Annotated in this window: 19 protein-coding genes and 2 pseudogenes; 1 reads left to right on the top strand and 20 read right to left on the bottom strand. The window is 71.1% G+C overall.

What is annotated here, in order from left to right:
• Positions 1 to 40: 40 nt before the first annotated feature.
• The 16 genes from DEP02_RS13565 to DEP02_RS13490 all read right to left on the bottom strand — a co-directional run bounded on the left by DEP02_RS13565 (position 41) and on the right by DEP02_RS13490 (position 18810).
• Positions 41 to 1582, bottom strand: coding sequence for an NCS1 family nucleobase:cation symporter-1 (locus tag DEP02_RS13565; RefSeq protein WP_112467581.1), 1542 nt, complete (start codon positions 1580 to 1582; stop codon positions 41 to 43).
• A 273-nt stretch (positions 1583 to 1855) separates the two neighbouring features.
• Positions 1856 to 2719 (bottom strand): nitrilase family protein, encoded by an 864-nt coding sequence (locus DEP02_RS13560; protein ID WP_112467580.1) that lies wholly within the window; start codon positions 2717 to 2719, stop codon positions 1856 to 1858.
• Complete coding sequence (locus DEP02_RS13555; RefSeq protein ID WP_112467579.1) at positions 2716 to 4200, bottom strand: NAD-dependent succinate-semialdehyde dehydrogenase; 1485 nt, start codon at positions 4198 to 4200, stop codon at positions 2716 to 2718. Before DEP02_RS13555 ends, DEP02_RS13560 begins: the two co-directional genes overlap by 4 nt.
• Before the next feature lie 75 nt (positions 4201 to 4275).
• The gene (locus DEP02_RS13550) at positions 4276 to 5067 is read right to left on the bottom strand and encodes an IclR family transcriptional regulator (protein WP_112467578.1); all 792 of its coding nucleotides are present in this window, start codon (positions 5065 to 5067) and stop codon (positions 4276 to 4278) included.
• 111 nt (positions 5068 to 5178) lie between these two features.
• Complete coding sequence (locus tag DEP02_RS13545; RefSeq protein ID WP_198668429.1) at positions 5179 to 6243, bottom strand: ABC transporter substrate-binding protein; 1065 nt, start codon at positions 6241 to 6243, stop codon at positions 5179 to 5181.
• Between the two features lie 208 nt (positions 6244 to 6451).
• Positions 6452 to 7270, bottom strand: a complete 819-nt coding sequence (locus DEP02_RS13540) for an ABC transporter permease (protein ID WP_112467577.1) — start codon at positions 7268 to 7270, stop codon at positions 6452 to 6454.
• Entirely contained in the window at positions 7267 to 8061 is a 795-nt protein-coding gene (locus DEP02_RS13535; protein ID WP_112467576.1) for an ABC transporter ATP-binding protein, read from the bottom strand. The genes DEP02_RS13540 and DEP02_RS13535 overlap by 4 nt, the downstream gene beginning before the upstream one ends.
• A gap of 29 nt (positions 8062 to 8090) precedes the next feature.
• Positions 8091 to 8966, bottom strand: a complete 876-nt coding sequence (locus tag DEP02_RS13530; protein WP_112467575.1) for an ABC transporter permease — start codon at positions 8964 to 8966, stop codon at positions 8091 to 8093.
• A 426-nt stretch (positions 8967 to 9392) separates the two neighbouring features.
• On the bottom strand, positions 9393 to 11987 hold the full coding sequence (locus tag DEP02_RS13525) for a bifunctional FO biosynthesis protein CofGH (RefSeq protein WP_232839091.1): 2595 nt from the start codon (positions 11985 to 11987) through the stop codon (positions 9393 to 9395).
• A 29-nt stretch (positions 11988 to 12016) separates the two neighbouring features.
• Positions 12017 to 12703, bottom strand: coding sequence for a 2-phospho-L-lactate guanylyltransferase (gene cofC, locus DEP02_RS13520; protein ID WP_112467573.1), 687 nt, complete (start codon positions 12701 to 12703; stop codon positions 12017 to 12019).
• Positions 12700 to 13533 carry a carbon-nitrogen hydrolase family protein gene (locus tag DEP02_RS13515; RefSeq protein ID WP_112467572.1) on the bottom strand — a complete coding sequence of 278 codons (834 nt, stop codon included), beginning with the start codon at positions 13531 to 13533 and terminating at the stop codon, positions 12700 to 12702. The genes cofC and DEP02_RS13515 overlap by 4 nt, the downstream gene beginning before the upstream one ends.
• Positions 13530 to 14231, bottom strand: a complete 702-nt coding sequence (gene npdG / locus DEP02_RS13510; RefSeq protein ID WP_112467571.1) for an NADPH-dependent F420 reductase — start codon at positions 14229 to 14231, stop codon at positions 13530 to 13532. The genes DEP02_RS13515 and npdG overlap by 4 nt, the downstream gene beginning before the upstream one ends.
• 5 nt (positions 14232 to 14236) lie before the next feature.
• Positions 14237 to 15247 carry an LLM class flavin-dependent oxidoreductase gene (locus tag DEP02_RS13505; protein WP_112467570.1) on the bottom strand — a complete coding sequence of 337 codons (1011 nt, stop codon included), beginning with the start codon at positions 15245 to 15247 and terminating at the stop codon, positions 14237 to 14239.
• A 119-nt stretch (positions 15248 to 15366) separates the two neighbouring features.
• Complete coding sequence (gene hydA, locus DEP02_RS13500) at positions 15367 to 16788, bottom strand: dihydropyrimidinase (RefSeq protein WP_112467569.1); 1422 nt, start codon at positions 16786 to 16788, stop codon at positions 15367 to 15369.
• A 50-nt stretch (positions 16789 to 16838) separates the two neighbouring features.
• Positions 16839 to 18203, bottom strand: a complete 1365-nt coding sequence (locus tag DEP02_RS13495; protein WP_232839090.1) for an aminotransferase class III-fold pyridoxal phosphate-dependent enzyme — start codon at positions 18201 to 18203, stop codon at positions 16839 to 16841.
• 43 nt (positions 18204 to 18246) lie between these two features.
• Positions 18247 to 18810 (bottom strand): amino acid synthesis family protein, encoded by a 564-nt coding sequence (locus DEP02_RS13490; RefSeq protein ID WP_232839089.1) that lies wholly within the window; start codon positions 18808 to 18810, stop codon positions 18247 to 18249.
• A 138-nt stretch (positions 18811 to 18948) separates the two neighbouring features.
• On the opposite strand from DEP02_RS13490, the pseudogene DEP02_RS13485 reads away from it, so the two are divergent.
• Positions 18949 to 19673: pseudogene (locus tag DEP02_RS13485) on the top strand (class I SAM-dependent methyltransferase).
• Between the two features lie 37 nt (positions 19674 to 19710).
• Here DEP02_RS13485 and DEP02_RS13480 read toward each other — a convergent pair.
• The 4 genes and pseudogenes from DEP02_RS13480 to DEP02_RS13465 form a co-directional block, all read right to left on the bottom strand.
• A pseudogene (locus DEP02_RS13480) lies at positions 19711 to 20491 on the bottom strand (GntR family transcriptional regulator); the annotation flags it as partial.
• A 130-nt stretch (positions 20492 to 20621) separates the two neighbouring features.
• Entirely contained in the window at positions 20622 to 21788 is a 1167-nt protein-coding gene (locus DEP02_RS13475; RefSeq protein ID WP_112467568.1) for a serine hydrolase domain-containing protein, read from the bottom strand.
• Positions 21789 to 21813: 25 nt separating this feature from the next.
• On the bottom strand, positions 21814 to 22782 hold the full coding sequence (locus DEP02_RS13470; protein WP_112467567.1) for an acetylxylan esterase: 969 nt from the start codon (positions 22780 to 22782) through the stop codon (positions 21814 to 21816).
• Positions 22783 to 22815: 33 nt separating this feature from the next.
• Positions 22816 to 23301 (bottom strand): Rv1733c family protein (locus tag DEP02_RS13465; protein WP_438947761.1); only part of this gene is annotated, 486 nt, incomplete at its 5' end.

The raw sequence follows: 23301 nt of genomic DNA, 5'->3' as shown, positions 1-23301 counted from the left end.
GGCGGCCGGCGCGTCTCGGCGCGCACCGGCCGTCCCGGGGTCAGACCGAGACCTGCTCGGCCTCTTCCTCCTCGGCCACTCGGCACGGTGCGCGGTGCGGGAAGAGCTTGCTGAACAGGACGTGCAGGGCGATGCCGCCGAGGAAGGCGACGGCCCAGTTGTAGTCGAACAGCGGCTTGAGGAAGGGGATGTATCCATCGGTCGGGAAGGGACCCTCACTGTCCGCGGAGTACGCGCCGCCGAGGGAGAGGAGCAGAACGGTCGCGAGGGCCACGAGCGGGCGCCAGTTGAAGCCCTTCGCGTACTCGTAGGGTCCGCCGCGCGTGTACAGCCCGGCGAGGTCGAGTTCACGCTTGCGCAGCAGCCAGTAGTCCGCGGTCAGGATCCCGGCGACGCCGCCGAGGAAGGCGCCGGTGATGCCGAGCCAGGTGAAGATGTACAGCTCGGGCGAGGACAGCAGCCGCCAGGGCTGCATCAGGATGCCGATGACGCCGGCGATGATGCCGCCGGTGCGGAAGCTGATGAGGCGCGGGAAGACGTTGGCGAAGTCGTACGCCGGACCCACGGTGTTGGCAGCGACGTTGACGGCGATGGTGGCCACGATGACGCACAGCAGGGCGAACACGACGACGATCGGGTTGGAGAAACGGCTGACCAGGTCGACCGGGTCCCAGATCGCGTGCCCGTAGACGGCGATGGTGGCCGAGGTGGTGAGGGCGCCGATCATGGAGAACACGGTGATCGTGGGCGGCAGCCCCAGCGACTGGCCGACGATCTGCTCCCGCTGTCCCCTGGAGAAGCGGGTGAAGTCCGCGATGTTCACGGACATCGTGGCGAAGTACGCGATCATGCCCATCAGGGAAGGCGCGAACAGCGCCCAGAAGCCGGCGCCCCAGCCGAGCTTGGACGGCTCGGTGGCGAGCGGGCCGAAGCCGTCCGCCTGTACGACCATCCAGGCCAGGAGGAACGCGGCGACGATCAGGATGAGCGGCGCGGACCAGTTCTCGAAGCGGCGGATGGATTCGATGCCGCGGACGATGAGCGCGATCTGCAGGAGCCAGAAGACCGCGAAGGACAGCCACAGCGTCTTCGGGTGGCCCCACAGCTCGCCCGCGTGGATCCACGCGTCACCGGCGAAGGCACCGGTGATGGTGTAGATGGCCTGACCGCCGACCCACGTCTGGATGCCGAACCAGCCGCATGCGGACAGACCGCGCAGCACCGCCGGCACGTTGGCGCCGAGCGTGCCGAAGGCGGCGCGGGCGAAGACGGGGTAGGGGATGCCGTACTTGGTGCCGGCGTGGCTGTTGAGCAGGATGGGCACCAGGACGATCAGGTTGCCCAGGGCGATCGTCATGACCGCCTGATACCAGCTCATGCCGAGGTTGATGAGGCCACTGGCGAGGTAATACGTGGGGATGCCGTGGGCGATGCCCATCCACAGCGCCGCGTAGTTGTACGTGGTCCAGGTTCTGCGGGATATGGGCACGGGCGCCAGGTCCGCGTTGTGGAGCGGGCTCGCCTCGATGCTGCTCGGGTCGGTGAGCTCCACTTGTTCGTTGGTGCGCGCGATCGCTCGCATAGCCGTTCACACCTCTGGGTCCATTCAGTGAACCAAGGGTTCATTCAGTGGGAAGAAGTCTCAAGGAGGACTGTCCGTGTGTCAATAGGTGCCGGTGTGTCCACCATGGGGCGCCTGGGAGGGTTTGCGGGACGCCGCGTAGAAAGGGGTCGCCGGGGCTCCGGGTGGGGTGCCGAGTGGTGCCGGAGGAGAATCCCCGGGGTGCCCCGGCCTCCGGGCGCCGGGGGTTTCCGGGCGCCCGGAAGGGGCCGAAGGAAGGGGCCGGGCCGGTCCTCAGACGGTGTCGTCGGAGAGGGCCGGGGTGAAGTCGCCGGTGAGATACACGTCGGTGCGCCGGTCGCCGAGCGGCTGGTTGAAGGGGTTGTCGAGACGCTCCTTGCGGGAGCCGATCAGGTCCACTTCCGCGAAGAGGACGGTCTCCTCGTCGCCGCCGGCCGGTCCGGCCAGCAGCCAGCCGTCCGGGCCCACGATCAGCGACCGGCCGATGAAGGGCTGGTCGCGCTCGCTGCCGGTGCGGCTGACCCCGGCGACGAAGAACTGGTTGCTGTGCGCCCCGGTCATGCACATCAGGTTGGCCATCACCGGGGTGTCCTCCGGCTGCCCGGGTACGGGCACCCAGTTCGCCGGGAGGGCCAGCAGGTCGGCGCCGCCGAGCGCGGCACTGCGGAAGGTCTCCGGGAACCACGCGTCGTAGCAGATGCCGATGCCGATGTTGCCGAGCGGGGTGGGGAAGACGGGGAAGCCGTCCTCCTGACGGTCGTACAACTCCTTCTCGAAGTTCCACAGATGCGCCTTGCGGAACGTCCCGACGTGCCCCTCCGGGCCGATCAGGACAGCGGAGTTGTACACCTTCTCGCCCGCCAGTTCGGTGATTCCGGCGACGATCCACAGATCCAGCTCGGCGGCGAGCGAGGCCCAGGCTGAGGAGACCGGCCCGTCGGGGACGGGCTCGGCGTTCCTGCGGGCTTCCGCACGGTCGGTGAACATGTATCCGGCCGAGGCCGCTTCCGGCAGGACGACCAGCCGGGCCCCGCCGGCCGCCGCCTCGCGGATGAGCCGCGAGGACGTCTCGATGTTCGCCGCGGGGTCGCCGAGAGCGGGCTCGAACTGGATGCCCGCCAGAATGAAGGACGTCATGATGCCGCCTTGATCGCCAGGTACTTGATGCTCAGGTATTCGTCGATGCCCACCGCCCCGCCCTCCCGGCCGAGCCCGGACTGCTTGACCCCGCCGAAGGGGGCGGCGGGGTTGGAGATGACCCCCTGGTTGAGGCCGACCATGCCGCACTCCAGCCGCTCGCTCACGCGAAGGCCGCGGTTCAGGTTCTCGGTGAACAGGTAGCCCGCCAGTCCGTACTCGGAGTCGTTCGCCAGGGCCACCGCCGTGTCCTCGTCGTCGAAGGCGACGATCGGCGCGACCGGGCCGAAGATCTCCTCCGTGAGGGTGCGGGCCCCGAGCGGCACGCCGCCCAGCACGGTCGGCGCGAAGAAGTGGCCGTCCGACGGGACCGGTCCGTCTCCGGTGAGGACGGTGGCGCCGGCGGAGGTGGCGTCGGCGACCAGGGCGGTGACGTTCTTCACCGCCTTCGCGTCGATCAGCGGACCGACCTGGGTGTCCGGGTCCAGACCGTGGCCGACGGACAGGGCGGCCAGCCGGTCGGCCAGGCGGCGCGCGAACTCGTCGGCGACCGGGGACTGGACGTAGAACCGGTTGGCGGCCGTGCAGGCCTCGCCGACGTTGCGCATCTTCGCCTGGAACGCGCCTTCCACCGCGGCGTCGAGATCGGCGTCGGCGAAGACCAGGAAGGGGGCGTTGCCACCGAGCTCCATGGAGGTGCGCAGCACGTTCCGCGACGACTTGGCGAGCAGCGTGCGGCCGACCTCGGTGGACCCGGTGAAGGACAGCTTCCGCAGCCGGGGGTCGTCCAGCAGGTGGTCGGTGACCTCGCCGGAGCGGTTGGTGGTGAAGACGTTCACCACGCCTGCGGGGGCTCCGGCCTCCCGCAGGATGTCCACCAGGGCCAGCATGGACAGCGGGGTCTGCTTGGCCGGCTTGACGACGACGGTGCAGCCGGCCGCGAGCGCCGGACCGATCTTCCGGGTGCCCATCGCCATGGGGAAGTTCCACGGGGTGACCAGCAGGCAGGGACCCACCGGCTGACGCATCGTCACCACTCGGGACCCGCCGCCCGGGGCGGTCATGTATCCGCCGTCGATACGGACGGCCTCCTCGGAGAACCACCGCAGGAACTCGGCGGCGTAGACCACCTCGGCCTGGGACTCCGCGAACGGCTTGCCCATCTCCAGGGTCATCAGCGAGGCCAGGTCGTCCTTGCGGGCGATGACCGTCTCGAAGGCCCGGCGCAGCACCTCGCCGCGCTCCCGGGGAGGCGTCGCCGCCCAGGACGCCTGGGCGCGCACGGCGGCGTCGAGGGCTTCCGTGGCGTCCGCCGTGCCCGCGTCGGCGACCTCGGCGATCACCGTGCCGGTGCCCGGGTCCTCCACGGCGACGGTCGCACCGCTGCGGGACGGGCGCCATTCGCCGTCGATGTACAGGCCCTTGGGTATCCGGTCCGCAACCTCGCGGGCGGCCTGGAGCCGCGCCTGAAGTGCAGCCATTCGCTTCCTCCTCGATCGCGCCGCCGCCGCGCCGGGCGGGGTGGCTGTGGGGGTGGTTCTCGTCCACCGAGGGCGTCAGCGCTCGGTGAGTGCGGTGGGCAGTTCGATGCCGGTGACGCTCAGCAGGTCGCCGAGCTGGCGAGCCGCCTTCATCACGGACTCGGCGACCTCGTCGATGCGCGATCGGGTCAGCCGGTAGGTGGGGCCGCCGATCCAGACGGCGTACGTGGTGGCCTGGCCGACACGGACCGGTGCGGCGACGGAGGCCGCGCCCACCTCCAGCTCGTCGTAGGCGACGGCATAGCCGCGGGTGCGCACCTCGGCCATGGACTCGATGAACGCGTCGAGCCCGCCGAGCTGCTCGGGCGCGTTGGTCTCGAACTCCTCGCCGAACTCGGCGTGGATGGTGTCCGGGTCGAGGGCGCTGAGCAGGACCTTGCCGGTGGAGGTGGCCCAGACGGGCTGGGTCCTCGGTACGGGCTTGAGGGTCTGACCGATCAGGGACGGGCCGGGAACCTGGGCGACGACCATGACCTTGGGCGCGAGCAGGACGTCGAAGCCGGCGGTCTCCTTGGTCTCCTTGGCCAGGTCCCGCAGCACGTCTCGCATGTGCCCGTAGGCGCCGCCGCCGTCCAGCAGCCCGCCGACGATGGACAGCAGCCCCAGCGAGACGCGGTAGCGGCGGGTGACCGGGTCCAGGGTCAGCCAGCTCTCGCGTTCGAGGACGGTGAGGACCCGGTAACAGGTGGCCTTGGGGATGCCGGACTCCCGGGCGATCTCGCTGAGCCCGACCCCCTCCGGGTGCGCCGCGACCGTACGCAGCAGCCAGATCGTCCTGCGGACGAGTCCTGCTTCACCGGTTGCCATTTTTCCTCCGTCTGTCACGTCGAGATCACTGCGGGCGGTGCGACCATCCTGGCAGGTGAGCCCGCTGCTGCTGCCGTGTACGCCGGATGAGGCGGACGGCGGTAGCGTCCGTTACTTGCCGCCGGCGGTGACCGTGACCGTTTCCGGCCGGTAGGACTCACCGGTGACGTCGAATCCCTCGGCCTTCAGCTCCTCGAGCGCCCGCTTGGTCAGGTCCGTGCGGTACGCCCCGGCCGGGGGCCGTGCCTTGAGGACACCGGCCTTCATCGCGATGTCGATGGTCTGGTCCCAGGCGGCCTTGTCCATCATGCCGACGCCCTTCTCGGCAGGCCAGATCAGCTTGTTGACCTCGTTGAGCATCCAGGTCTGGTGGCCCTTGCCGAGGGCGCTGCCGTTCTTCAGCACGATGTCGACACAGCCCGCGAGTTCGTCGCGGCAGTAGCCCCAGCCCTCGTACGTGGCCTTGAGGAACTTGGCCGCGGTCTCTTGGTTCTCCTTCTTCGCCAGCCAGGACTCCTTGGCGTAGATGCCGTCCTCCAGTGTCTGGTATCCGGCGTCCTGGAGGTTGATCGCGACGAAGTCCGACGGCTGGTAGAGCTTTCCGGTCTTGGGGTTTGTGGTCTCCAGGAGCTGCGCGTACTCGTTGAAGGTCTTGGCCTGGGCCGCGTCGACCTCGCGCTTGAGCAGCAGCGACATGTCGAACGGCTGCTGGATGATCTTGGCATCCTTCTTGGGGTCGACCCCGGAGCCCCTCATCGCGGCAAAGAGGGTCAGTTCGTTGCCGTAACCCCAGCTCCCGACCCGCTTGCCCTTGAGGTCGGCGAGGGTCTTGATGCCCGAGTCGGCCCAGGCGACCTGGAGGTAGGCGCCGCGCTGGAACTCCTGGCCGATGTTGACCAGGTCGGCGCCCTGCTCGCGGGTGACCATGGTCTTGGTGACGTGGGAGACGGCGAACTCGGCGTTGCCTGCCGACAGGACCTGCTGGGGCACGATGTTCACCCCGCCCTCCTGAATCGTCACGTCGAGGCAGGCCTTGTCGTAGAAGCCCTTCTCCTTCGCCGCGTAGTACCCGGCGAACTGGGCCTGGGCGACCCATTGGAGGACGACGCGGACCTTCGTTTTGGACGCGCAGTCCTTGCCGGCTTCGGCGGCTGCCTGGCTGGTCGAGTCGGACATGCCTCCGCAGGCGGAGAGCAGCATCATGGCGGCGGAGAGACCCGCGGCCACCCGGATGGGACGGCGGCCGGATCTGGACAGGGGTGCTCGGTTTCTGGACACGTTACCTCCACGGGGAAGGAGAGAGGGCGGGTGGAATGAACCGAGAATGCGGAAGAGGGGGAGTCGGCAGGAATTTCGGAAAGGGCTCGGCGGCAGGCCGTTGCAGTCAGGATTTTTCTTCGTGCAGGGAATCGTGCCAGGGCATGAGGATTCGCTCCAGGAGCGTTACGGCCCCGAACAGGCCGAGTCCGATCGCACCGGATACGAGAATTCCGGCCCAGGCGTAGTCGAAGCGGGGAAGGGCCGCCTGATAGGCGATGTACACGCCGAGCGCCTCGGTGCTGCCACCGAAGTACTCGCTGACGATCACGCCGATGACGGCGAGGGTGGTGCCGAGTTTCAGCGCGTTGAAGACGAACGGGAGCGCGTTGGGCAGCCGTAGCAGGAAGGCCACCTGGCGCGGGCCGGCCGCGAGGGACTCCATGATCTCCAGGTGCAGGGGCGCGATCTGGAGCAGGCCCCGGGTGGTGTTGACGAACACCGGGAAGAACACCATGACGGCGGCGACCCCGGCCTTGGAGAGCAGGCTGGTCACACCGAACCAGTTGTTGAAGATCGGGGCCAGGGCGACGATGGGCGCGCAGTTGATCAGTACGGCGGTGTTGAGCACCGGGCCCGACAGCCGGGGGAAGCGGCTGACGACGAGGGCCACGGCGACACCGCCGAGCGACCCCATGACCAGCCCGAGCAGAACGGGCTCGACAGTGGACCGGGACGCGGACATGATCGTCCCGAAGTCGTGCTGGAACGCCTCGGCGATCATGACCGGGGTCGGCATGATGAACACAGGCACGTCGAACAGCGTGATGGCCGCCTGCCACAGGCTGAGCAGGATCACGGCGGTCAGCGCGACCGGCGTGAACCGCAGGGCGCGTGCCTTGAGCGCAGGGCCGCCGGCGGGGCGGGAAAGCCGGAGGGTACTCATGCCGCCGCCTGCTCGCTCGGGGCCCCGTGCAGGGCTTCGCGGACTTCCTTGACCTTCTCGAAGAACTCCGGTGTGGTGCGCGTCTCGGCGGTCCTGGGGTGGGGCAGGTCCACGTCGATGCAGGCCGCGACGCGGCCGGGCCGCGCGGACATCACCACCACCCGCGAGGAGAGGAACACGGCCTCGGAGATGCTGTGCGTGACGAACACGACGGTGGTGCGGGTGTCGCCCCAGATGCGCAGCAGTTCTCCCTGGAGCCGTTCGCGGTTCATCTCGTCCAGGGCTCCGAGCGGTTCGTCCATGAAGAGGATCTCGGGGTCGGTGGAGAGAGCGCGGGCGATCGCCACGCGCTGCTGCATACCGCCGGAGAGCTGCCAGGGGTAGTGCCCGGCGAACTCGCTGAGGCGGACCAGTTCCAGCATCTCCATCGCCTTGGCCCGGTGGACCTCCTTCTTCGCTCCCGCGACCTGGAGCGGGAGTTCCACGTTGCGCAGGACACTGCGCCACTCGAACAGGCCGGCCTGCTGGAAGACCATGCCGTAGTCGCGGTCGGCGCGTGCCGCACCCGGTGTCTTGCCGTTGACGGTGACGGTGCCGCTCGTGGGTGCGGTGAGGTCCGCCATTACCCGCAGCAGCGTGGACTTGCCGCAGCCGCTGGGCCCGAGCAGGGAGATGAACTCGCCCCGCCCGAGGGTCAGGTCGATGTCCTGCAGAGCGGTGACCGCGCGGTCGGAACCGCCGTTGAAGACTTTGTTGACTCCGCGCACGGAGATGATTGCGGGCTCGGCCATCAGTGGCTCCAGGGGTTGTGGGTTCTCGGCTAGCGGGCGTGCCGGTGGCGGAGGGCGAACCGCTCCAGCAGGGCGAGGACCTGCACGAAGAGGATTCCGGCGATCGCGGCGACGAGGACGGCGGCGTACAGCTTCTCCGGCCCGTTCGAGTAGTAATAGGCGGAGGTGAGGATCGCGCGGCCGATGCCGCGTCCGGTGCCGGCCGACAGCTCGCCCACGATGGCCCCCACCACGCTCGCGGTCGCGGCGAGCCGCAGTCCGGCGAAGACGTACGGGAGGGCCGCCGGGAACCGGAGCGACCACAGCACCCGGGCGCGTCCGGCGCCGACGCTGCGCATGAAGTCGAGCTGCACCTTGGGCGGGGACTTCAGCCCGCGCAGGGAGTTGATGGTGACGGGGAAGAACGCGAGGTAGGCGGCGATGCCGGTGACCGCGACCCACGGCGGCAGACCCGCCTTGCCGCCCCAGATCACGATCATCGGGGCGATGGCGACCAGCGGGACCGTCTGGGAGGCGACCAGCCAGGGCATCAGGCCCTTGCTCACCGGTGTCACATGGAGGAAGAGCACCGCCAGCGCGAGACCGAGGAGCGATCCGGCCGCCAGGCCGTAGAGGGCTTCGCGGAGCGTCACGGTGGTCTCGCCGACGAGGTACACCGCCAGTGAGGTCGTGTCGCCCGCGCGGGCCGGCGCCGTGAGCGAGCCGACGATCGTCCACAGGTGCGGCATCGACAGGTCGTCGGTGGCGACCGGCAGGCCGATCCCGAGGATCCGGTCGTCGACGGCCCGGCCGAACGCCTTGTAGCCCTCCCACAGGCCGGCGAGGACGGCCACGACGAGGAGGGTGCCGAGTGGGTCGGTGAGCCGGCGGACGAGGGCACCCCCGCGGCCCGGCTCGCGGGGCATCACGGGATCCGCCTGTCCCTTACGGGCCGCAGGTGGTCCGGGCGATGCAGAGATGTTGGTCGCAGTCATGCTCAGGCACTCTCCGAATCCTTCGGATGTGTCGTTCAGGGAGGGGATCTGATCGCCCCTGCCGACCTGTCGAGCCACCCAGCCGACTGGATCGCTGAGTGAACTGATGGTTCACGCTAGAGGGCGGCTCGGTTCTCGTCAACGGTTTGGATGAAATGTTCGGCAGGTTGTGCAAGGCGCCGTAATCCCTTATTCGGGGAACGCCGGATACGCCGGCTAATCACCCCGCGGCAATGCGCTTCGACTGCCGCCCCGGGGAAATGGGCGAGGCGGTGCACGGGGGATTCGCCGGCGTATCCGATATTCGCCGGGACCGTACGGGACATTGTCCCGGCGGGCGGGTGTAAGGGCCGTGTCCTACGAATTGAGCAGCGTCAGGGACCGCCTCGACGGCCGCCACACCCCGTCGTGCGCGCGGGCCACCGCCTCCCGCTCCGCGCTGACGGCGCCGTACGTGGTGGTCCTCATACGGGCCGGGCGGCCGGCGTCGTGGGCCAGGGCCTCCAGGTCGCTCACGCTCTTGTGGCTGCCCTGCTCGGAACCCGCCATCCTGCTGATGGTCTCCTCCATCAGCGTTCCGCCGATGTCGTTGACACCGCCTCGCAGGACGTCGAGGACGCTCTGCCGCGCCAGCTTCACCCAGCTCGTCTGGATATTGCGGATCCTGCCGTGCAGCAGGATCCGAGCCAGGGCGTGCACGGCCCGGTTCTCCAGGGCGGTCGGCCCGGACCGGGCGATTCCGGCCAGGTAGACCGGGGAGTTGGTATGGACGAACGGCAGGAGAACGAACTCGGTGAACCCGCCCGTCTCCTCCTGGAGCCGTCCGATCAGCTTGATGTGGTCCACCCAGTGGCGCGGAGTGTCCACGTGGCCGTACATCATCGTCGCCGTGGTCGGGATGCCCAGCCCGTGCGCGGTGGTGACCACGTCGATCCACTGGGCCGCGGGAAGCTTCCCCTTGGTGAGCACCCAGCGGACCTCGTCGTCGAGGATCTCGGCGGCCGTGCCGGGCAACGAGTCGACGCCCGCCTCCTTCGCCGCCTGGAGCCACTCCCGTACCGACAGGTCCATCCTGGTCGCGCCGTTGACGACCTCCATGGGCGAGAAGGCGTGCACGTGCATGCCCGGAGTACGCCGCTTGATCTCGGCGGCGATGTCGAAGTATGCGCTGCCCGGCAGATCCGGGTGGATCCCGCCCTGGAGGCAGACCTCGCTCGCCCCCACCCCCCACGCCTCCTCGGCCCGCACCCCGATCTGCTCCAGCGACAGGGTGTACGCGTCGGCGTCGGTGCGGCGCTGGGCGAAGGCGCAGAAGCGGCAACCCGTGTAGCAGACGTTGGTGAAGTTGATGTTGCGGGTGACCACATAGGTGATCTCGTCGCCGGCCGCCTCGGTACGCAGGTCGTCGGCGAGCCCGGCCAGTGCCTCGATCTCCGCACCCGGCGCAGCGCCCAGCAGGGTCAGTGCGGACGCGGACGCGAGCCCCGCGGGGTCGGCCTGAGCCGCCCGCAGCGCCGCCGCGAACTCGGGTCGCAGCCGCTCCGGCCGTGCACCCCCGGACGGCACGGATCCCTCCTCACCCGTCCGCCCGGACGCGCGTGCCGCCTCCGGCACCGCTCGGGCGACCGCCGACCAGTCCCCGTACACCGAGTCGAAGTCCGCCCGCCGGTCGGTGGTACGGCCGTCGGTGTCGATGGCGGCGAACAGGTCGGTGCGGCCGGTGGCGACGAGCGGTGTCTCCGGCTCCTGCCAGGGCAGGCCGCGGGGGAGTGCCCCCTCGGCCGCCAGGCCGGTCGCGGGATCGGCGAGCGCCGCCACATGGGGGGTCAGCCGGGGATCCAGCCACGGCTCACCGCGCCGCAGGTGCTCGGGGTACACCGTCAGCCGCTCGCGGAGGGTGAAGCCCGCGGCCGCGGTGTGCGCGGCCAGTTCCTCGATCACCGGCCAGGGCCGCTCGGGGTTGACGTGGTCGCCGGTCACCGGGGACACCCCGCCCCAGTCGTCGATGCCGGCCCGCAGCATCAGCGCGAACTCCTCGCCGACCAGGTTCGGCGGGGCCTGGATGCGGGCCCCGGGGCCGAGCAGCAGCCGCGCCACCGCGATGGTGGCGGCCAGTTCGGCCGGGCCGGCGTCGGGCGCGTCGCGCATCGCCGTGTCCGGCTTGGCCCGGAAGTTCTGCACGATCACCTCCTGGATCCCCCCGTACGCCCGGGAGATCCGGCGGATCTCCCGCAGGGCGTCGATCCGTTCGGCGAGGGTCTCCCCGATGCCGATGAGGATGCCGGTGGTGAACGGCACGTTGCTGCGGCCCGCGTCCTCCAGGACCCGCAGCCGCACCGCGGGCTCCTTGTCGGGTGAGCCGTAGTGCGGGCCGCCGGGCTCGGACCACAGCCGGGTCGCCGTGGTCTCCAGCATCATGCCCATGCTCGGCGCCACCGGCTTCAGCCGCTGGAGGTCGGTCCAGGACAGCACCCCGGGATTGAGGTGCGGCAGCAGGCCGGTCTCCTCCAGCACCCGGACGGCCATGGCGCGTACGTAGCTGAGCGTGTCGTCGTAGCCGTGCGCGTCCAGCCAGGCACGGGCCGCGGGCCAGCGCTCCTCGGGTCGGTCGCCCAGCGTGAACAGTGCCTCCTTGCACCCCGCCGACGCTCCCGCGCGGGCGATGTCCAGCACCTCGTCGGGGCTGAGGTAGGGCGCGGGGAGCCGTCCCGGGACGGTGGCGAAGGTGCAGTAGTGACAGCGGTCGCGGCACAGCCGGGTGAGCGGGATGAACACCTTGCGGGAGTAGGTGATCACGCCGGGCCGCCCGGCGGCCTCGAGGCCGGCGTCGCGGACCCGGCTCGCCGCCGCGCAGAGCCGGTCCAGATCGGCGCCGCGCGCGTGCAGCAGGACCTCGGCCTCGGCGGCGTCGAGCGTCACGGCGTCGGCGGCTCGGCGCAGCGCCCGGTTCATGGCCGAGCGGTTGGGGCTGGGAAGACCGTTCACAGGGCTCCGACCCTTCGTTCGTGCGTGCTCGGATCCGGCCGGGGTCCACCGGCGGGGAAGGTGGCGGCGAGCCATCGCCGGGTCGCGGGGCCGAGCGTGTGCGGGGGCAGTGACAGCAGGTGGTCGACGGTGTCGATGTCCCGGCGCAGCGGGGACGCGGGCCCCACGCCGAGGTCGTGGTATCCGGCGGCGTGGAACCGCCTCAGGGAGCCGGGGCCGAGGAACGGCCGGAAGTCCGCCGCGTCCCGCAGGGTGAGCAGGGTCGTCCCGGTGCCGTCGGCGTCCCCGACGACCGCGCGCCGGTGGCGGGCGGCCAGGGCGAGGGCCGTCGCGTAGTCGGCGGTGCCCGCCCCCGCCAGGTCACCCATGATCAGGGCGAGTGCGGCAGCGGGGGCGGCACCGCCGACCACCTCGAGGGCTTCCCCGACCTCGCCGTTGAGGCCGGGGAAGCGCCTCGAGCCCGAGACGGCGGCCCCCGAGGCGAGGGCCAGGCCCGTCACCTCGGGATCCGTCGTCACCACGACGACCGAGTGGACGGCGGCCACCCCTCGAAGCCGCCGCACCACATCGGTCAGCATGGCCTTGGCCAGGGAACGCCTGGCGTCCGGCGTGAGCCCGGCACACCGGCTCTTGGCCCGCGCGAAGGACTTGGCCGGTACCAGTGCGATCCATGGCGTGGTCATGGCGTCGCCGGTCCCATGCCGGTCAGCCGGTCGTACAGCTCCGGGCGGCGGTCGCGCAGGAACGGGCGGCTGCGCCGGGTGGCGGCCACACGCTCCAGGTCCACCTCGGCGACGGCGACGTCGTCGCCGTCGTCGGAGGCCTGGGCGAGGATGTCGCCGTCGGGGCCGTAGATCGCGCTGAGCCCGAAGTACTCCTTGACGCCCTCCCTGCCGACGCGGTTGGAGCAGATGACGAACATCCCGTTGAAGACGGCGTGGGCACGCAGCTCCAGCTGGAACACCTCGCGCATCGGCGCGCTCGCCGAGGCCACCGGCACACAGAGCACGGAGCCTCCGCGCAGGGCGACGATCCGGCTCAGCTCCGGGAAGTGCCGCTCGTAGCAGATGATCGTGCCGACACCGGTCTCGCCGGTGTCCACGACCTCGGGCTCGCTCTCGCCGGGCCGGAAGTAGAACTTCTCGGGGAAGCCGTTGGAGAACGGCAGGTGGGACTTGCGGTAGACCGACTTCAGCTCACCGCGCACGTAGGTGCAGGCGGTGTTGTAGTAGACGCCGGGCACCTCGCCCTCCTCGAAGAAGGAGGAGACGACGGTGATGCCGGCCCTGCGGGAACGTTCCGCCGCCATGGTGTTCGAGGGTCCGTCGAGGCTCTCCGCGTGCCGGAAGTAGTCCGGGTCGGGGTCGGGCTGGACGAACGGGACGGCGAACAGCTCGGGCAGCAGGACGATCCCGGCTCCCTGGTCGACGGCGGTGTCCACCAGGTCGCCGGCGCGTTCGATGGTCTCGGTCCGGTCGTCGGTGGCCCGGAGCTGGACCGCGGCGAGTCTCATGCCACTTCCTCCTTGACGGCGGCGGGGGCCAGGCCGGTGAGTGCCACTCCGGACCTGGTCTTGTAGCGCTTGTTGACGGAGATCAGCACCGCGGTGAGCGGTTCGAGCTGGGCGGCCAGCCGCAGCTGGCCCGCGTCCACCGCGCGGCCCGAGGTGACGTCGGCGGCCAGGGCCATCACCCGGGCCTTGGCGTCGGCGTCGTCCCCGCAGACGAGGACGTCCTCATGGCTCAGGTCGGCCTCGGGGTCGAGCAGCAGCGGGGCGGCCAGGTGGTGGAAGGCCCCGACGACCGTGGCGGTCGGGACGAGCCCGGCCGCCTCCTCGGCGGCGCTCCCGGCCGCGACGGGCAGACCGTACGGGCCGCCCTTGTCGAAGCCCAGCGGGTTCACGCAGGAGATGACCACCTTGCCGGCGAGACCGTCGGCCAGCGAGGTCACCAGTTCGGCGTGGCCCTGGTAGGGGACGGACAGCAGGACGGTTCCGGCCTGCCGGACGGCGTCCTCGTTGGAGGCGCCGTCGACGGTCGCGGCCACGCCCGGCAGGGCGCGCAGTTCCCCGGCCGCGTCGGCGGCCCGGCCGGCGTCGCGCGAGCCGAGCACCACCGGGTGGCCGGCGCGGGCGAGCCGGTAGGCCAGGCCCTTGCCCTGGGGGCCGGTGCCGCCGACCACGGCGATCCGGCCGGTCGTGAAGTCGCTCATCGCCGTCAGCCCTTCGCGGCCTGGACGATGCGGGTCAGGGTGTACTCCTTGTTGTCGCCCAGGGTGGAGACGACCGGACAGCGGACCCCGGCCTCGTGGTACTCCATCAGCTTGGAGAACACATCGTCGGTGGTGCCGCAGGCGGTGACGTTCTGCACCAGGCTGTTGGGAACCAGCGGCATGGCCTTCTTGATCGCCTCGGGAGTGGCGGGCCAGCCGGCCCGCTCCTGGATGCGGTCCACCAGTTCGCGCTCCACGCCGCAGTGCTCGGCGATGTGCGGCTGCTGGGCGAGGTAGAGGGTGAGGAACGCCTTGCAGGCGTCGATCGCTTCCTGCGGGTCGTCGTCGTTGACGCTGCACGCGACGATCTGCGTGAGGTCGATCGAGTCCTTGCCGTCGGTCCGCTTGGCGATGCCCTTGTTGATCGCCTCCTTCGCGCCGACCAGGTACGAGGGCGGCAGCAGGAAGTCCATGTGCACGCCGTCGCTGATCTCACCGGCCAGCTCCAGCATGCGGGGGCCGACAGCGCCGATGTAGATGGGGATGTCGACCGGCTTGTTCTCCCGGTACATGCTGTCGAAGCGCACGTCCTGCATCTGCACGAACTCGCCGTCGAAGGAGACGAGCTCGTTGCGGAAGAAGCTCTGCAGCACGGTGATGTACTCGCGCATCGAGGCGACGGGCTTGCGCAGCGGCTGGCCGACCTTGGTGGCCAGCGGCTCCCACCAGGCGCCGATGCCGAGGATGGCGCGGCCGGGAGCCAGCTCGTCGAGGGTCTTGAAGGTGACGGCCATCAGGGCGGCGTTCCGGCTCTTGTTGTTGACGACGCCGGTGCCGATCTTGACGTTGCGGGTCTTGCTCGCGATGACGGCGGCCGGGACGATGCCGTCGCGCGCCAGCCGTCCCTCCGCGACCCACACGGATTCGAACCCGTTCTGGTCGGCGAGTTCGGCCTGCCAGTACGTCTGCTCCAGGCTCAGCCGTTCGCCGACGTGGATGCCCAGGGGGAGTTTCATCGAGCCACCGCTCCGTTCGTGTTGCGAGACATGTGCCCGGTGTGCGGAACCCGCCTGACCGGGGGTTCCGCATCGTGGACACGTGTCAGTTGGTGTGACGTGTCAAGGGCGTGGGGACATCAGTGCAGTTGGGGCTTGCCCCGGGTGAGGAAACGTCCTCGGCCCGCGGCCCCGTCGAAGGAGCCGTCGGGGCCGACGAGCTGCTCGCCCCGGGAGAAGACGCGGACCGGACGGCCGGTCACGCGCATCCCCTCGTAGAGGTTGTAGTCGGTGCGCATGTGGCTGCCGGCCGCGCTGATCACGTGGTCGGCAGCCGGGTCCCACACCAGCAGGTCGGCGTCCGCGCCCACGGCGACGGCGCCCTTGTGCGGGAACATCCCGAACAGTTTGGCCGGGCGGGTGGAGACCAGGTCCACGAACCGGCAGGCGTCGAACCGGCCGCTCGCCACCCCGGTCTCCCACAGGACCATGAGCCGGTCCTCGATGCCGGGGACCCCGTTGGGGACCTTCGGGAAGTATCCGGGGCTGCGCAGCTTCTGCGGCGGCAGGTCCTCGGGCTGGTGGAGGCAGAAGCCGGCGTGGTCGGTGGCCACCGTGGACATCGCTCCGGTGACCAGGGACCGCCACAGCCCCTCCTGGTTGCCCCGCTCCCGGATCGGGGGCGAGCACAGGTAGGCGGCGGCCTTCTCGCCCAGGTCGGCGTAGTCCTCGTAGGCGACGGCCAGGTACTGGGGGCAGGTCTCGCCCCACACCCGGGCTCCGGCGGCCCTGGCCCTGCTGATCTCGTCGGCCGCGGCGGCACTGGAGACGTGCACCACGTAGAGCGGGGTGCCGACGGACTCGGCGAGGACCACGGCGCGGTGCACGGCCTCCGCCTCGGCGTCGTGACCGTGGGCGGTGGCGTGGAAGACCTCGGCCGTCCGGCCGTCGGCCAGCAGCCGCTGGGTCTCCCGGGCGATCATGTGACCGTTCTCGGCGTGCACCATCGGCAGGACGCCGTGCTCCAGGGCGAGTTCGAAGCCCTCCAGCAGCTCCCCGTCGTCGACCATCTGGGTGCCGGGGTAGGCCATGAAGAACTTCCAGCTGGTGGCCCCCTCCCCGGCCAGCTTCCGCAGGTCGTCCAGGACGTCGGGCTGCTGCTCGCGGGGCGGGACGATCGCGTGCAGTCCGAAGTCGACCACCGACTTGGCCGCGGCGACATCGCGCCGGGACCTGTAGGTGTCGAGCAGGCTCCGCTCCGGCTCCTTCTTCACGAAGTCCAGGACCGTGGTCGTACCGCCGTGGGCGGCGGCCACCGTCCCGGTGTGGAAGTCGTCCGCGGTGCGGGTGGTGAAGCCGTCGACGGGATATTCGAGATGGGTGTGCGCGTCGATGCCGCCGGGCAGCACGAGCATGCCCTCCGCGTCGATCACCTGGTCGGCGCTCCAGTCGTCCGTGCCGGCACCGAGCGCGACGATCACACCGTCGCGTATCAGTACGTCGGCCCGGACGGCGGCGTCGGCGTTGACGACCGTGCCGCCTCTGATCAGCGTCGATGCCATGCTGCTCTCCCTATCCCCTGGCGCGTCCACATCTCCTTCACCATTGAGCTTCACCCTACGTAATGCTCATCGGCGAGGTTCAGGACGTCGTCCAGCACCTCGAGCGCGAGGTCGATCTCGGAGTCCTCGATGACGAGCGGAGGGGTCAGCCGGAGCACGTTGAAGTTGGCCGTGAGGTAGAGGCCGCGGGCCATGGCCTCCTTCACGATCCGGGTGACCGGCGCCGCGGCCGGGCCCTTGGCGTTGAACGGCACCAGCGGTTCGCGGCTCTCCCGGTTCTTCACCAGCTCGACGCCGTGGAACAGGCCGCGGCCGCGGATCTCGCCGATGCTCGGGTGGCTCTCGGCGAGCTTGGCCAGTCCGGCACCGAGGCGTTCGCCGCGCAGCCGCGCGTTCTCCACGATGTTCTCCTCCTGCATGATGCGCAGCGAGGCGACGCCGGAGGCGCAGGCCAGCGGGTGTCCGGCGTAGGTGAGGCCGCCCCAGAACATGTTGTCCTTGAGCCACTCGGAGATGCGGGCCGAGACGGTCATCGCGCCCAGCGGGACGTACCCCGAGTTCAGGCCCTTGGCGGTGGTGAGGATGTCGGGGGTGACGTCCCAGTGGTTGCAGGCGAACCACTCACCGGTGCGGCCGAAGCCGGCCATGACCTCGTCGAAGATGAGCAGGATGCCGTACCGGTCGCAGACCTCGCGCAGCGACTGCAGATAGCCGTCGGGCGGGTAGAGCAGGCCGTTGGTGCCGGTGACCGTCTCGACGATCACGGCGGCGACGGTGTCGGGGTTCTCGTACTGGAGTATCTCCTCCAGGTGCGGCCCTCCGGAGCACACCGGGCAGGGGTCCGGGTGTCCGGCCGGACAGCGGTAGGTGTACGGATCGAGCATCCGCACCACTCCGGGCATCCCGCCCGGTTCGGTGGACCAGCGGCGGGGGTCGCCGGTCAGCGACATCGCCCCGTTGGTGGCGCCGTGGTACGAGCGGTAGCGGGCGATCACCTTGTGGCGTCCGGTCACGTGGCGGGCGAGCCGGATGGCGTTCTCGTTGGCCGCCGCGCCGCCGGTGGTGAAGAAGCTCATCTTCAGGTCGCCGGGGGTGAGCTCGGCCAGCATCTCGGCCAGCTCGGCGCGGGAGCGCTCGGCGAAGCCGGGGCCTATGTAGCACAGGCGGTCGGCCTGCTCGCGGATGGCCTCGACCAGCTTGGGGTGCTGGTGGCCCAGGTTGAGGTTGACGAGCTGGGACTGGAAGTCGAGGTATCGGTTCCCCTCGTAGTCCCAGAACCAGGACCCGGAGCCGCCGGCCACCGGCATGGGGTTGAGTGCGCCCTGGACGGACCAGGAGTGGATGACGTACTCGGTGTCGGCTTCCTTGACGCGTTGCCCGGTCCAGGCATCGGTGTCGGTCTCGGTGATGGTCAACGGACTTCCCTCCTCGTCGTTCGGCTGCTGCGTGGTGGGCCGACTACTGGTTCTGGGTCTCGGCGCCGAACGCGGCGAGACGGGCCAGCGGGCGGCCGGCGTTCGCGGCGACGCACACGACGAAGATCTCGCGCGGCCGGGGCACGTCGGCGACCTGGAGCGTCACCGTCTGGTGGTGCGAGCGGGTCTTGGCGTCCAGCTTGTGCTTGAGCGGGATGTCGATCGGGCTGCCCGGCAGACCGACCTTCTCGGCGGCCGGAAGCAGCTCGGTGCCGCCCGCGGCGGAGCGGAAGACATTGCCGAAGCGCAGGTTGTGGATGAGCGCCGAGCCGTGCTCGACCTCTCCCTCGATGCCGACGAGCGCGGCCTTGCCGAACGCCTCGACCTCACCGCCCAGCAGCTCCACACAGGCGGGGCCGACCAGCTTGCCGATCTCCTCGCCCAGCTCGTCGGCGAGGGTGACGAGGTCCTGGGTGTACCCGCTGGGATACGGGTTCTCGATGACGGCCCCGACGAACGCGACCCGGTGCACCGGGTCCACGGCACGGCCGTTCTCCAGCCTCGTCTCGTCGAGCTGCTTGATGATCTTGCGGACCCGAATGGGCACGGCTCTCCTCCAGAGATCTGGCTCGCTGGTTCATTAAGCGAACCGTTGGTTCATATAGTCATGAGGGGTGATCGAGGTGTCAAGGGGGGCGGGAGAAGGAAGGCGTCCGGGTGGAGGGAGGTGTCTAAGCTGACGCGGGTGTTCACTCCCGAAGGTCCCACCCTGCGCGAGCTCGCCGTTCAGGCGCTGTCCTCCGTCGAGCGCGGCTACGACCTGCTCGCGCCGAAGTTCGATCACACCCCGTTCCGGACGCCGGATGCGGTGCTGGACGCCGTCGCGTCGGCTCTGGGGAGGATGGGGCCGTTCAGGGACGGACTCGATCTGTGCTGCGGCACGGGTGCGGGTGGAGAGGTGCTGGCCCGGGTGTGTCGGGAGAGTGTCACGGGGGTCGACTTCAGCGCCGGGATGCTGGCCGTGGCCCAGAAGCGGGCTCCGGTCGCGGGTCCTCGGCTCGGCTGGGTGCGCGGGGACGCCCGGGCGCTGCCCTTCGCCGCCGCGTTCGACCTGGTCGTCAGCTTCGGCGCGCTCGGACACTTCCTGCCGGGGAACTGCCCGGGCTGTTCGGCCAGGTCCACTCGGTGCTGCGGCCCGGCGGCCTGTTCGCCCTTCCGGTGTCCGCTCCCCCGCGCCCCCGCTCGACGGCGTTCTGGACGCTGCTCGCCTTCGACGCGGTGATGCGGGTGCGCAACGCCGTGTGGCGGCCGCCGTTCGTCATGTACTACCGCGCCTTCCGGTTCGGCGACCTGCGGCGGGAGCTGGAACGGGCCGGTTTCCGCGTGGAGTCGTACCCGCTGGAGGAGTTCGGCCGACGCGCCGACGGCAGCCCGCGGGCCCGGATGATCGCGGCCCGCAAGCTGCCCTGACGGCCCGGCTCCGCGCCCGAGGGGCAGCGGCTCGGACGGCCGGCGGCAGGGTGAACTCGTGGACGAGCGCGTCCTGACCGGCGTCCGCGAGCAGGTCGGTGATCTCTAGGGGGCGTGCGTACTGGTCGTGGACGCGCCGGGTCGCGCGTACAGAGGGGCCGTCCGCGAACCGGGTGATCGTGTCGCGGTGGTGCAGGCTCGGCCCGGCCCGCCGCATTCAGTCGTAGGCCCGCAGCAGCTGCGCGGCGCACGAGCCGTCGGCGCGGTCGCGGATGGGGGTCCCCCACGCCGTTGAGGCAGTGGGGGAGGCTCAGCTCCTCGACTTCGGCGAGGGCCACGGCGGAGAAGGACGTCACCGCCGTGCGCAGGCCGGTGCCGTCGGCTGCCGCGGACTGCCGGCGGTGCGTCAGGGTCAGCCGCCGCGGGGCGAGCCCCAGGGCCGTGGCGTGCTCCTCCGGGGGCGTCTCCCCGGTCACCGTGGCCCGGTCGCAGGCGTCCGGGTCGGCGGTGCGGGCGCCGACCGGGAAGGTCGGGCAGGAGGGCGCCCCGACCGGCGGTCCGGTCGGCGTGGCGTGGCTGCCCCGCCGGTCGGTGGCGACCGGGCCGTCGCGGCGCAGCGCCTCCAGCGCCCGCCGCACGGTCTCCCGGCTGACCCGGAAGTGTGCGGCCAACTGACGTTCGCTCGGCAGTCGTTCGCCGGGTGGAAGGGTGCCGTCGCGCAACTCGCCGAGCAGTTCGGCGGCGATCCTCCAGTGCAGCGGCCGTTCCTCGGCCGCCCCTTTCGCCGTCGGGTGCTCGCGGGCGGTGGTGCGGGCCATGCCGCGCCTCCCGCTGGTGACGCACGGCAACCACATGAGCTCACTGAGTCGCCACATCCAGTATTGGTCTAAACCAGTAGGGAAGGGCGGCCCGGCGCTTCGGCCGAAACCCGCCCGCCCCCGTCACCGGTCACAGCGCGCTGTACAGGGCCTTCACCAGGGCCATCTTCCGCGGATCGTCGGCGATGTGAGGCCCCATCCGGTTCATGGCATAGCCCAGCGACACCCCTGCCTCCGGGTCCGCGAGCCCGCAGGAGCCACCGAAGCCGTCGTGTCCGAAAGCCCGCGGGTTGGGGCCGTAGGAGCCGTTCGGGCCGCTGAGCCACAGGCCGAGCCCGGCCTCGGTCTCCCGCTCGAACCCGGCGCCCAGCACCAGATCACGGCAGCTGCCCTGCCCCTCGCGGACCCGCTCGGCCGCCTCGGGCGACAGCACGCGGCGGCCGTCGTACGTCCCGCGCCCGGCGAGGACGCCGTACAGCGCGGCGACGGCCCGCGCGGTGCCGTGGCCGTTCGCGGCGGGGATCTCGGCGGCCCGCCAGCCGGGGGTGTTCGCCTGGGCGGCGCCCACGGCCGGATTGGTCAGCGCCGCGATGGCCGCGGGCGCCAACCGGGCGAAGACGGCCGCCTGTTCACCGCTCCTCGCGGCCGGCGCGTGCACCAGCTCGGCGACCCGCCCCGCCTCCTGCTCGGGCAGCCCGACGGTGAAGTCGACACCGAGCGGCCCCGTCACCTCCCGTTCCAGAAAAGCGCCCGGCAGCAGCCCCGACACACGCCGTACGACCTCCCCGACCAGGAAGCCGTACGTCAGCGCGTGGTACCCGGACCGCGTCCCCGGCTCCCACCAGGGCTCCGTCGCCGCCAGCCGCGCACAGGTCAGCTCCCAGTCGTAGAGGTCGGCGAGCGAGTGCGGCTCACGCAGACCGGACAGCCCCGCCCGGTGCGACAGCAGATGCCGGACCAGGACCTTCTCCTTGCCCGCCGCGGCGAACTCCGGCCAGTACGCGGCGACCGGCGCGTCGAAGTCGACGAGTCCCCGGTCGGCGAGGACGTGCGCGCACAGCGCGGTCGGGCCCTTCGTCGTCGACCACACGTTGACCAGCGTGTCCCGCTCCCAGGGCCGGGTGCGCGCCGCGTCGGCCCAACCGCCCCACAGGTCCACCACCGTCTCGCCGCCCACGGTGACAGCCACCGCGGCGCCCAGTTCGCCCCGGTCGCGGAAGTTCTCCTCGAACGCCGTGCGCACCGCCGCGAAGCGCGGGTCGCAGTGGCCGTGGATCAAGGATTCGTACTCCGGCATGAGCCCTCCGTCGTGCTCGGCTGCCTCAGGCATACGACCGCAGCCAGCGCAGCTTGGCCGCCTCCTGGTAGGGGCCGCCGCCCTCGTGGTCGTTGAAGTCGTACACCTCGATCGCCTTGTCCTCCTGCGCCCAGGCGTTGAACGCGGCGAACACGGTGGAGGGCGGGCAGGTCTGGTCCTCCAGGGCCGCCGAGAACAGGGCCGGTGCGCGGCCGCGGGCGGCGAAGTGCACCCCGTCGAAGTACGACAGCGTGCGCAGCGCCTCTTCGGTGCGGCCGCGATGGGTTTTGAGGTAGAGGCCGATCTCCCGGTACGGGTGGCGGTCGGTCAGTGTCGCCGCGCGCGGATAGTCGCACAGGAACGGCACGTCCGGTGCGATCGCGACCAGGTCCGGAACCAGGCCGCCCACCGCGATCGTGATGCCGCCGCCCTGGCTCGCGCCGATCGCCGCGGTGCGGCCCGCGTCGGTCAGCGGGTGCGAGCGCGCCGCCTCGACGGCCCGTACCGCGTCGGTGAACACCCGGCGGTAGTAGTAGTTCTCCGGGGCCTCCAGGCCACGGGTCATGAAGCCGGGGTACGCCGGCGCGCCGCCCACCGGATCGGGGGTGCCGCCCCCGCCGCCCCAGGCGCTGCCCTGCCCGCGCGTGTCCATCACGAAGTGCGCCCGGCCCGTCGACGCCCACAGCAGGTGCTCGTGCGGCAGCCCTCGCCCGCCGCCGTAGCCGACGAACTCCACGACCAGCGGCAGCGGCGCGTCGGCCCGGGCGGGCAGGGTCAGCCAGCCCTTGACCGGGTGGCCGCCGAACCCGGCGAAGGTCACGTCGTACACCTTCACCGTCGTCAGCCCCGTGTCCACCGGGTCGAACCGGACGTCCAGATCGTGCTCGCGGGCCTCCTGGAGGGTCTTGGACCAGAAGGCGTCGAAGTCCTCCGGCTCGGCGGACGTGCTGCGGTACTCGCGGAGTTCGTCGAGCGGAAGGTCGAACAGGGCCATCAACGACCGCCTTTGCGGAGAGACTGCGGACGATCAGACCGTACGGCCGCGGCCGAAGGCTCCGCCAGAGCCTCTCGCCGGCGCGGGCGTGCCCGAGTCCCCGGCCCGGCACCTGCCCCCGTGTCGCCGGCCGGCCGTGTCATGCCCGGCCAGGGGCCCGCCCAAGCCGGTACGGTGCCATGCCCGGCCGCGGGCCCACTCCGGGCCGGTGCGGGCCCATTCCCGCTCCCACTCCTTCAGCCGGCGGCGCAGGCGGACCCGGCGGACGACGGAGCGGGCGAGGAGGACGGCGGAGGCGGCGGCTGCCGCGGCACAGGCGCCCGAGGTGACGGCGTGCTGTCGGACCGTGGTCTCGTCCGGCGGCGCGGAAACCGCGTGGCCACCGGAGTCGACCCGCACGGGGACCGTGTCACCGTGCCGGGTCCCGGCCGGCACGCGGGCCACGTCGGTGCGCGGCGCCCGGCCCGGCTCGGTCCAGCGGACCGTCACCGGACGGGTGTGCCGGCCGTCGCCCGGCCC

The organism is Streptomyces triticisoli (assembly GCF_003270085.1).
GTDB classification, from domain to species: domain Bacteria; phylum Actinomycetota; class Actinomycetes; order Streptomycetales; family Streptomycetaceae; genus Streptomyces; species Streptomyces triticisoli.
Note: the sequence above shows the minus strand (reverse complement) of the source record. Positions and strands in the feature narration are given on the sequence as shown.